Source organism: Gemmatimonadota bacterium, assembly GCA_039715185.1.
Taxonomy (GTDB): Bacteria; Gemmatimonadota; Gemmatimonadetes; order Longimicrobiales; family RSA9; genus DATHRK01.
This window is the reverse complement of record JBDLIA010000108.1, coordinates 1-10,228: the sequence shown is the minus strand read 5'-3', so window position 1 is coordinate 10,228 and position 10,228 is coordinate 1. Positions and strand designations below refer to the sequence as shown.

8 protein-coding genes are annotated in these 10,228 nt (G+C 75.0%); 6 read left to right on the top strand and 2 right to left on the bottom strand.

The genetic code is table 11. The features are described 5' to 3' along the window. Positions 1–1,992 (bottom strand): excinuclease ABC subunit UvrA (locus tag ABFS34_14620; protein MEN8376676.1); only part of this gene is annotated, 1,992 nt, incomplete at its 3' end. A gap of 53 nt (positions 1,993–2,045) precedes the next feature. Between ABFS34_14620 and ABFS34_14615 the strand changes: the two genes are divergently transcribed. After that, on the top strand, positions 2,046–3,122 hold the full coding sequence (locus ABFS34_14615; protein ID MEN8376675.1) for a hypothetical protein: 1,077 nt from the start codon (positions 2,046–2,048) through the stop codon (positions 3,120–3,122). Between the two features lie 26 nt (positions 3,123–3,148). Here ABFS34_14615 and ABFS34_14610 read toward each other — a convergent pair whose 3' ends face one another. Further along, entirely contained in the window at positions 3,149–4,354 is a 1,206-nt protein-coding gene (locus ABFS34_14610; protein MEN8376674.1) for an aminotransferase class V-fold PLP-dependent enzyme, read from the bottom strand. Positions 4,355–4,413: 59 nt separating this feature from the next. Here ABFS34_14610 and ABFS34_14605 point away from each other — a divergent pair, with 59 nt between their 5' ends. From ABFS34_14605 to ABFS34_14585, 5 genes are all read left to right on the top strand, one after another. Continuing rightward, positions 4,414–5,427 (top strand): alpha/beta fold hydrolase, encoded by a 1,014-nt coding sequence (locus tag ABFS34_14605; protein ID MEN8376673.1) that lies wholly within the window; start codon positions 4,414–4,416, stop codon positions 5,425–5,427. Between the two features lie 149 nt (positions 5,428–5,576). Beyond that, the gene (gene hisG / locus ABFS34_14600; protein ID MEN8376672.1) at positions 5,577–6,440 is read left to right on the top strand and encodes an ATP phosphoribosyltransferase; all 864 of its coding nucleotides are present in this window, start codon (positions 5,577–5,579) and stop codon (positions 6,438–6,440) included. Further along, a complete protein-coding gene (gene hisD, locus ABFS34_14595; protein MEN8376671.1) occupies positions 6,437–8,890 on the top strand; it encodes a histidinol dehydrogenase in 2,454 nt (817 codons plus the stop codon). Before hisG ends, hisD begins: the two co-directional genes overlap by 4 nt. Continuing rightward, positions 8,887–9,489: an imidazole glycerol phosphate synthase subunit HisH gene (gene hisH / locus ABFS34_14590; protein ID MEN8376670.1), complete on the top strand. Its 603-nt coding sequence runs from the start codon at positions 8,887–8,889 to the stop codon at positions 9,487–9,489. The genes hisD and hisH overlap by 4 nt, the downstream gene beginning before the upstream one ends. Next, positions 9,486–10,228: 1-(5-phosphoribosyl)-5-[(5-phosphoribosylamino)methylideneamino] imidazole-4-carboxamide isomerase (locus ABFS34_14585; protein ID MEN8376669.1), on the top strand; the 743-nt coding region annotated here is incomplete at its 3' end. The genes hisH and ABFS34_14585, both read left to right, overlap by 4 nt.

Here is a 10,228-nt window from a genome sequence, read left to right as displayed (position 1 = left end):
CTCGTGCTCGAGCGCGCGGTACAGCACGTCGTGCACCAGCGTGCTCTTCCCCGAGCCGCTCACGCCCGTGACGACCGTCAGCGCCCCCAGCGGGATGTCGACGTCCACCCCGCGCAGGTTGTGCAGCTCCGCGCCGCGCACCGAGAGCCGCGGTCCGTCCACGCGCCTGCGCTGCGCGGGGACCTCTATGGGGGCTCGGCCGGACAGGTAGCGCCCGGTGACGGTGTCGGCCCGCGCGAGCTTGGCGCGGCTGCCCTGGAAGACGATCTCGCCGCCCTTCTCGCCGCTCCCCGGGCCCAGCTCCACGACCTCGTCCGCCACGTCCAGCGCGGCCGGGTCGTGCTCGACGACCAGGACCGTGTTGCCCCGGTCGCGCAGCCGCGCCAGGAGGCCAAGCAGGCCGGCGGTGTCCCTCGGGTGGAGCCCGATGGTGGGTTCGTCCAGCACGTAGAGCGTGTCGACCAGCCGGGCGCCGAGAGAGTTGGCGAGCGAGATTCGCTGGGCCTCCCCGCCCGACAGCGTGCGCGTCTGGCGATCCAGCGACAGGTAGCCCAGGCCCACGTCGGCCAGGAAGCGCAGCCGGCTCTCCAGCTCGCGCAGCACCGGCGCCGCCACCGCGCCGGCCTGGCCCGCCAGCCCGAGGGTCGTCAACCAGTCGGCGAGCTCGGCCACCGACAGCGCCGCGGCGGCGGCGACGGTGAGGCCACCGACGCGGATGTTCAGCGCCTCCGGGCGCAGCCGCGCGCCGGCGCAGTCGGGGCACGCGCTGGGCCGCTGATACTGCCGCAGGAAGACGCGGATGTACTGCTTGTAGCGCTTCCTTTCCCGGGAGCGGAGGAAGGGAATCATGCCCTTGAATCCGGTCCCGTCCTTGAGCCGCCCGGGGCGGCCGTGCAGCACGGTCTCGCGGAACTCCTCCGGCAGGTCGCGCCAAGGGACCGCCGCGGACACGCCCTCGGCGCGCGCGAACTCCTGCAGCGCCGCGCGCTCGCGGTGGTAGCGCGGCTTCTCCCAGGGGTCGACCGCGCCGTCGGCCAGCGACCTGCCCGGGTCCGGCACGATCAGGTCGGGGTCGTACTCGAGCGTGGCGCCGAAGCCGGTGCAGCGGGGGCAGGAGCCGTAGGGGTTGTTGAAGCTGAAGAGGCGCGGGGTCGGGTCCAGGAAGGCCGCGTCGGGGTGGTCGGGACAGCGGAACCGCTCCGTGAAGCGCGACTCGGCGTGGCCAGGCAGGTGCGCCCCCTCGGCGCCCCCGCCGCCGCGGACCAGCACCACGGCCTCCCCTTCCCCCTCCATCAGCGCGGTGCCGAAGGAGTCCGCGAGGCGCTCCCTGACGTCCTCGCCGACGGCGAGCCGGTCTACGACGACGAGCACGGACTCGGCGGCGCCCAGGTCGAGCCCGAACGCGTCGGCGTCCGCCGCTTCGGCGGGGTCCAGGTCTCGCACCTCGTGACCCGCCACCACGCGCACGAATCCCAGCGCGCGCAGGTTCTCCACTATCTCCCCGTGCGACACCCGGTCGCTGCGCGCGAGCGGGAAGGTCAGCAGAAAGCGCTCGCCCTTCGGCAGCGCGAGCACGTCGTCGGTCGCCGACTGCACCGTGTCGGGGCGCACGATGCGGTCGCAGACGGGGCAGTGCGTGGTCCCGGCGCGCGCCCACAACAGGCGCATGTAGTCGTAGACCTCGGTAGCCGTACCCACGGTGGACCGGCTGCTCTTGGTGGGGTTCTTCTGCTCGATGGCGACCGCGGGGCTGATGCCTTCCACCGCGTCGACCGCCGGCTTCTCCATGCGCTCCAGGAACTGCTTGGCGTAGGTGGAGAGCGACTCGACGTAGCGGCGCTGGCCCTCGGCGTAGATGGTGTCGAACGCCAGAGAGGACTTGCCCGAGCCGGAGGGCCCGGTCAGCACGATCAGCGCCCGCCGCGGCAACTCGAGGTCGATGCCCTTGAGGTTGTGCTGGCGGGCGTTGCGGACGATGATGCGATCCTTCACGCTCCGAACGTGGCCGCACGTCCGGGGACCGGCAAGACGGGGAGGCGGGGAAGATGAGACGGGTAGTTGGCTGGTCGATGCTCGCGGCGCCTCTGGCGCTCCTCTCCTGTCAGGCCGGTGCGCCGGCATCCGCCCGTGCGTCGGGGCTACGCGTGGAGCGCGTCGCCACGCTCGAGTATCCGCCGTCCGCGCTCGCCGAAGGGGCTCCGGCTCCGCTGGCCGCCGCCGACGACGGCGGCCGCGTGTACCTGCTGGCGGGGGCGCCCCCAAGGCTCCTCGTCTTCGACTCGGCAGGCGCGTCGACCGTCGAGCCGCGCGGCGCCGGCGTGTCCTTCCAGCTACCCACCCATTTCACGGCGGAGGCAGACGGCACGCTGGGCGTATTCGACCGTGGCCAGCGCGGGCTCGTGGTGCTCCGGCACGGAGGCGCCCAGCACCGGGTAGCGCTGCCGCAACCGCCGCAGGGCGAACGCGTGGCGCTCGACGGGCTCGGCGCGGTGGCGGTCTTCGGCGACCTCGACACCGAAGCCGGGACAGTCCTCTACCGACTGGCCATGGTGACCGGACCGCGCGAGCGCGTGCTGGGGCGGCTCGAGCGGCCCCTGCCCTCCGTCGTCGAGTACGACGGCTGCGGCGTGTCTCACATCAGGTCGCGCCTGTTCGAGCGCCAGATCGTGTGGGACGAGCGGGACGGGCTCGTCGCGGCGGCGTTCGGGCCGGAATACGCCATCGAGCTGTTCCGCGGCGGGCAGCCGGCTGACACGCTGAGGCGGGACGTCCCCGCGCGGCCCGTTTCCACGGCGATGGCCGCGCGCGAAGTGGGCGAGGACGTGCGCTTCCAGGCCGGCCCCTCGACCTGCAGCGCCACCAAGGAGGCCGTGGCCGCGGAGCGCGGCTGGGCCGAGACCGTGCCGCACGTCACCGATGTGCGGATCTCGCCGGCCGGTGAGGTCTGGGTGCAACGGGGAGCCGCGCGTGGGGAGGTGCCGGCGGTAGAGGTGTTCGCCGCGGACGGCGGCTTCCTGGGCGGCCTCCCCGCGGGCACGCCGTTCCCCGGCGCTTTCACCGGCCCCGACAGCTATGTCGCGCGCGACGAGCAGGGGCTGGCCCGCTACCGCATCCGACGCTAGGCGCGCGATCCGAGCCGGGCGCGCGCCTAGGCCCGGGCTTCCTCCAGCAGGCCGGCCACCTCGTGCGCCACGGCGCGGATCTCCGAGCGCGTGTTGTAGTAGTGCGGCGACATGCGCAGCGCGGTGCGCGCGCCCTTGCGGTCCAGGTCGATGACCGCCGAGGAGCGGACCACCTCGCTGGTGTTGATCCCCTCCTCGCGCAGCGCGAGCACGACGTCGAAGGCGTCCAGATCGCCCACCCGAGCGGTCACGATGGCGCACAGCTCCGGCCCCCGGTCCAGCACCTCCACGCCGTCCACGTCGGCCAGGAGCGCGCGCAGCTCCGCGGCCAGCCCCCACGCGCGCTCGCGGATGTCCTCCAGGCCGACGTCCAGCGCGTAGTCGGCGGCGGCGCCGAGGCCGAGCGACAGCGCGTGCGCATACTCCCAGTTCTCGAAGCGGCGGGCGCCCGGGGCGAGCGCGAAGTCGTCCGGGTCGGTCCAGGTGGCGCCGCGCATGTCAGGCAGCAGCGGCGCGGCGCCGCCGTCGAGCGCGGCGTCGGAGATGTACATGAACCCCGTGCCGCGCGGCCCGCGCAGGAACTTCCTGCCGCTCGCCACCAGGTACTCGCAGCCGAGCGCGTCGACGTCCACGCTCATCTGCCCCACCGCCTGGCACGCGTCGACCAGGTAGGGCACGCCCCGGGCACGGCATATCTTCCCGACCGCCGCGGCCGGCTGCACCAGCCCGGAGCTCGTGGGCACCCAGGTCAGGGACACCAGCACCGGCGACTCCCGGTCCACCGCCTCGGCCAGCGCCGTCGGGTCCACGCCGCCGCCCGGCAGGTCCGGAGCACGCACGACGTTCACCCCCCGCCGCCGGGCCAGCGACAGGTACATGATCTGGTTGGACGCGTAATCGTCCTGGGTGGTGACGATCGCGTCGGCGGGGCCCGGGTCGATCGCCGACAGCGCCAGCGCAGTGGCCGCGGTCGCGTTCTCCACGAGCGCCACGTTTTCACGCCGGGCGCCGATGAGGCTCGCGACGCTGTCGTACACGCCCTCGATCCCGTCCCGATTGGCCGCCGCAGCCTCGTAGCCGCCGACGGTGTCCTCCAGGTCCAGGTGCTCGTCCACGGCCTGCCGGACCGGCCTGGGCACGAGCGCCGCTCCGGCGTTGTTCAGATGTATCCGTCCGCGCGCGGCCGCGGGGGTGTCCGCCCGGAGCCGCGCCAGCATCGCGTCGTCGATCATCCAGCACGTTAGGGAGGCGGCGGGGCGGCGCAATGGCGGCGAGGCGTTAGCTTCGTTCGATGAACACCGACTTCACCCCCAGACCGTTCCGCGCGCCACGCTGGCTGCGCGGCGCGCACGCGCAGACCCTCGCGGGGAAGTTCCTGCGCGGCGACCCCGGGGTGCCGCTGTCCCGCGAGCGGTTGACGCTGCCCGACGGCGACTTCGTCGACCTGGACCTGGGACCAGAGCCGAACGGCGTCTCGGGGGCCGGGTCGATGGCGATCGTGCTGCACGGGCTGGAAGGTTCGGCCCAACGCGCATACATGCTGCAGACTTACGCGGAGCTGCTCGCGCACGGCGTCCGCCCCATCGGCCTCAACTTCCGCTCGTGCAGCGGCGAGCCCAACCGCGCCGCGCGGCTCTACCACTCGGGGGAGACGACCGATCTGGCCGCGGTGGTGGAGCACCTGCGCGACGCATTCCCAGGCCGGCCGATCGCCGGGATCGGTTTCTCGCTGGGCGGCAACGTCCTGCTCAAGTACCTGGGAGAGCGTGGCGCGGAGGCCGGGCTCACGGCGGCGGCGGCCGTCTCGGTCCCCTACGATCTGGCGGCCGGGGCCGACGCGCTCGAAAAGGGGCTGATGGGCATCGTGTACAACACCTACTTCCTGCGCATGCTGCGGGACAAGGTGCGCGCAAAGGAAGCCGTGCTGGCGCCCCGCCTCGACGTGCCGACGACGCTGAGGGCGCGGACGCTACGGCAGTTCGACGAGGCGGCCACCGCACCGCTGCACGGCTTCCGTGACGCGGCCGACTACTACGCGCTCTCCAGCAGCGGCCCCTTCCTGGATCGCGTCTCCGTCCCCACGCTGCTCCTGCACTCCTACGACGACCCGTTCCTGCCGGCGGGCAGCGTGCCGGTGCAGGCGGCCGAGGCCAACCCCTGGATCGTGCCGGCGTTCGCCGGGACCGGCGGGCACGTCGGCTTCATCCACGGCACGCCGCGGCGGCCCAGGTTCTGGGCGGAGGAGGAGGCGGCGCGGTTCGTGGGGCAGGTGGTCGCCTTGACCCCTTCCCGACTCCGCTACTAGCTTCCCCGCCATGACACGCATGAGCGCTGCGCACCGGCATCATCACCATCACGGCTCCAGGGCCGCGTCGGCGAGGTGCATCAGGTAGCGTAGCGCACGAAACCTTGCAGGGAGCGGCCCGTTCGAAAGAGCGGGCTTTTTTGTTGCCCATGATCAAGATCGCACTGCCCAACAAGGGCCGCCTGGCGGACGGCTCGCGGGAGCTGCTCGAGCGCGCGGGCCTGTCGTTCGAGGCGCGCGGCGAGCGCGCTCTCCAGGCCGCGCTGGGGGGGGACTTCCTGGCGCTGTTCGTGCGCGCCGCGGACATCCCGGAGTTCGTCGCGGACGGCGCCGCGGACGTCGGCATCACGGGCCTGGACCGGGTCATCGAGGCCGACCGGGACGTGGCGCGCGTGCTGGACCTGGACTTCGGGCGCTGCCGGCTGGCGGTGGCGGTGCGCGACGAGGCCGGCTCGAGGACCATCGAGGATCTACCCGACGGCTTCAGGGTCGCCACCAGCTATCCGCGCACCGCCGAACGGTTCTTCGAGGAGACCGGCCGTCGGGTCGAGTTGGTACCCGTCTCCGGCGCAGCCGAGATCGCGCCCCACCTGGGCGTGGCCGACGCCATCGTGGACCTCGTCTCGACCGGCTCCACGCTGCGCGTCAACGGCCTGCGCGAGATCGGCACGATCCTGGAGTCGAGCGCGGTCCTGGTCGCCCGGCAGGGGCTGCGAGACGACCCCGCGGCGGCGCGCGCCCTGGCCGACCTGTCCGCGGCCCTGGAGAGCGTGCTGCGCGCCCGCGGCAAGCGCTACCTGATGGCCAACGTGCCGCGCGACGCGCTGGAGGCGGTCAAGCGCATCCTGCCCGGCATCTCCGGGCCGACCATCGTGGACGTGCTGGACGGCGGCGCGCACGTCGCCGCCCACGCGGTGGTGGACGCGCACGAGATCTACCGCGTCATCGCCGACCTCAAGGCGATCGGCGCCGAGGGCATCCTGGTCACCAAGATCGAGAGGCTGATGCCATGAGAACGCCCGGCGCCGACGCGAGCCTCGCCGGCGACGCGCGGCCCGAGCTCGCCGCCGAGGGCCGGCTGGCCGAGCTGGCCCCGGACGCGCGGCGCGCGCTCCTGCGGCGAGGCCGCGCCGGCGACCCGGACGTGGCGGCGCGCGTGGCGGAGATCATCGCGGCCGTGCGCTCGGGCGGGGACGCCGCGCTGCGCGCGCTCGCCGAGCGGTTCGACGGCGTGACGCTGGACGCGCTGGAGGTGCCGGGGCGGGCGATGGCGCGGGCGCGGGACGGCCTGGATCGCGACGTCCGCGCGGCGCTCGAGCTGGCCGCCGGGCGCATCGAGACCTTCCACCGCGCCCTGGTGCCGGCTCCGCTGACGGTCGACGCCGGGCCCGGCGTCACCCTGGGCCGCCGCTTCGAGCCGCTGGAGCGCGCGGGCGCCTACGCCCCGGGCGGCCGCGCCGCGTACGCCAGCAGCGTGCTCATGTGCGCGCTGCCGGCGCGCGCCGCCGGCGTCGGCGAGGTCGTGCTGTGCTCGCCGCCTGGCGCGGACGGCCGCCCCTCGCCGGAGGTGCTGGCGGCCGCGGCGATAGCGCGCGTGGACCGGGTCTTCGCTCTGGGCGGCGCCGGCGCGGTCGCGGCGCTGGCGCTCGGCACCGACACCGTACCCGCCGCCGACTGCGTGGTGGGGCCGGGCAACGCGTACGTCGCCGAGGCCAAGCGGCAGGTCGCCGGGCTGGTGGTCACCGACGCGCCCGCCGGTCCCTCGGAGATCCTGGTGATCGCGGACGGCTCGGCGGACCCGGCGTCGGTCGCGGCGGAGCTGCTCGCGCAGGCCGAGCACGACCCCGACGCGGCGGCGCTGCTGGTGTCCACCGACGACGCGCTCGCGGCGGCGGTACGCGCCGAGCTGGGCCGGCTCGTCGCCGAACAACCGCGCGGCGACGTCGTGCGCGAGTCGCTGGCCGGCGGCGGCGCGGTCCTGCTCGCCGACTCGCTCGACGAGGCGCTGTCGTTCGCCTCCGCGTACGCGCCCGAGCACCTGTCGCTGATGATTCGCGAGCCGCGCGCCGCGCTGGAACGCGTGCGCAACGCGGGCACCGTGTTCCTGGGCGCGGCCTCCTCCGTGGTCTTCGGCGACTACGTGTCCGGCGCCAACCACACGCTGCCCACGGGGGGGCTCGCCCGCTCGATGGGCGGCCTGTCCACCGGCACCTTCCTGCGCGGCTGCACCTGGCAGGAGCTGTCGCCGGCGGGCGCCGCCGGACTGGCCGACGCCGCGGCGACGCTGGCGGAAGCCGAGGGGCTACCCGGCCACGCCGCCGCGGCACGGCTGCGGGCCGGCGAGCGCGGCGCGGAGGCCATCGGACGCGTCGCCGAGCTCGCCCGGGCGCGCGCGCCCGGGCGCGCCGCCTACCGCGAGTTGTCGGCGTACGACCCGGGCCGCGAGCCGGTCGCGCTGGACCTGAGTGACAACACCAGCCGCTTCGGCTCGGCGCCGGCGGCCGCGCGCGCCTTCGCCGGGCTGGGCGCGGACGTCACCTCGCGCTATCCGGCCGTGTACGCGGACTCCTTGCGCATCGCGCTCGCGGCCTACCACGGCGTGGAGCCCGAAAACGTCACCACGGGGTGCGGCTCGGACGACGTGCTGGACTCGGCGCTGCGAGCCTTCTGCGACCCGGGCGCGACCCTCGTCTATCCGGATCCGACCTTCGGCATGGTGCCCGTCTTGGCGCGCATGAACGCGCTGCGCGCGGTCGGCGTGCCCTCGCCCGTGGCCGACCCCGACGTGGACCGGCTGCTGGCCGCCGCGCCCGCCGCCGTCTACCTGTGCCGTCCCAACAACCCCACCGGGCTGTCGATGGCGGCCGCCGCGGTGCGCCGCGCGGACGCCGAGGCGCGCGGCGCGGTGCTGCTGGACGAGGCGTACGCGGACTTCGCGGGCGAGGACCTCACGGCGTGGGCGGCCGCGTCCGAGAGGACGGTATCGCTCAGGACCTTCAGCAAGGCGTGGGGGCTCGCCGGCGGGCGCGTCGGCTACGCGATCGGGCCGGCCGCCGCGATCGCCGAGATCGAGAAGTCACGCGGGCCCTACAAGGTGTCCGCGCCGGCCGAGGCGGCAGCGCTCGCCGCGCTGGCCGAGGACGACGGCTGGCGCGCGGAAGCGGTGGCCCGGGCGATCGAGGCGCGCGCCGCGCTTTCCGCCGCGCTCGTTGACCTGGGCTTCGACGCGCTGGCCAGCCGCGCCAACTTCGTGCTCGCGCCGGTCGCGGACGCGCCGGCCGCCAAGACCGCGCTCTACGCGCGCGGCGTAGGAGTGCGCGCTTTCGCCGGGCTCCCGGGCGTCGGCGACGCCATCCGCGTGACGGTGGGCCCGCCGGAGGCCATGGACACCGCCACCCGCGCCATCGAGGCGGCGCTGGCCGCCGGCGAGCTGACGCCCGCCCCGCCGGAGGCCAGCCCGTGAAGGCGGTCCTGTTCGACTACGGCGCCGGCAACCTCCACTCGCTGGAAAAGGCGCTGCGGCGCGAGGGCGCGGACACACGCGTGACCACGGACGCCGCCGACCTGCTCGCCGGCGACGCGGTGGTGCTCCCCGGCGTGGGCGCGTTCGACGCCGCCGCGGAGCGCCTCGCGCCCGCGCGGACAGAACTGCGCGAGGCGCTGTTTGCCGGCCACCCGTGCCTGGGCATCTGCCTGGGCCTGCAGCTCCTGCTGGACTCCAGCGAGGAGGGCGCCGCGCCCGGCATCGGCGTGATCCCCGGCGCGGTCCGGCGGATCCGGGCGCGCCGGATCCCGCAGATGGGCTGGAACACCGTGGACGTGCGCGCCCGCGACCCGCTCTTCGACGGCCTGGAGCGGCCGTGCATGTACTTCGCCAACAGCTTCGCCGCCCAGCCCGCGGACCCGGACACGCTGATCGCCGACTGCGACTACCTGGGCGTGACCCTCGCCGCCGCGGCGCGCGTGGCCAACTCCTGGGGCGTCCAGTTCCACCCCGAGAAGAGCGGAGTCGAGGGCCTTAGGCTGCTGCGCAACTTCGTCGACCTGGCGGGGTCGCCGTGATCGCGCTGCCCGCGCTGGACCTGAGCGGCGGCTCCGCCGTGCAGTGGGTGGGCGGCTCGCCCGCGCACGAGCGCGTGCGGCTGCCGTCGCCCCCCGACGTGGCCGCCGGGTTTCGCGACCTGGGCTTCGCGTGGCTGCACGTCGTCGACCTGGACGCGGCGCTGGGGCGGGGCGACCCCGCGAACCCCATCGCCGGCGTGCTCGGCGGCACTACGGCTCGCACCCAGGTCGGCGGCGGCGTGCGCGACCAGGCGCGCGCCGAGGCGCTGTTCGCGCGCGGCGCCGAGCGCGTCGTCGTGGGCACCCGCGCGGTCCGCGACCCGGCCTGGCTGGAGCGTCTGGCGGGTGGCCGGCCCGGCCGCGTGGTGGTCGCCGCCGACGTGCGCGGCGAGCGCGTCACCGCGGCGGGCTGGACCGAGGACGCCGGCGTCGACCTGGCGCCGTTCGTTGAGAGCCTGGCGGGGCTGCCACTGGCGGCCGTGCTCGTCACCGACGTTGACCGCGAGGGCGCCATGGGCGGCGTGGACGCGGACCGCTTCGGCCGACTGGCGACGCGCTGCCCGCACCCGCTCATCGCGGCGGGCGGCATCCGCGCCCTGGAAGACATACGCGCGCTCGCGGCCGCGGGCACGGCGGGCGTGGTGATCGGCATGGCGCTCTACACGGGCGCCATCGACGCGCGGGCCCTGGCCCGAGAGTTCGGCCGCGACGACGGCGGCCTGGGACCACCACTGGCACC

Coding starts and splice junctions, on each gene's coding strand:
- hisG (MEN8376672.1), top strand. CDS start 5,577: ATGATCAAGATCGCACTGCCCAACAAGGGCCGCCTGGCGGACGGCTCG.
- ABFS34_14615 (MEN8376675.1), top strand. CDS start 2,046: ATGAGACGGGTAGTTGGCTGGTCGATGCTCGCGGCGCCTCTGGCGCTC.
- ABFS34_14610 (MEN8376674.1), bottom strand. CDS start 4,354: ATGATCGACGACGCGATGCTGGCGCGGCTCCGGGCGGACACCCCCGCG.
- ABFS34_14605 (MEN8376673.1), top strand. CDS start 4,414: ATGAACACCGACTTCACCCCCAGACCGTTCCGCGCGCCACGCTGGCTG.
- hisD (MEN8376671.1), top strand. CDS start 6,437: ATGAGAACGCCCGGCGCCGACGCGAGCCTCGCCGGCGACGCGCGGCCC.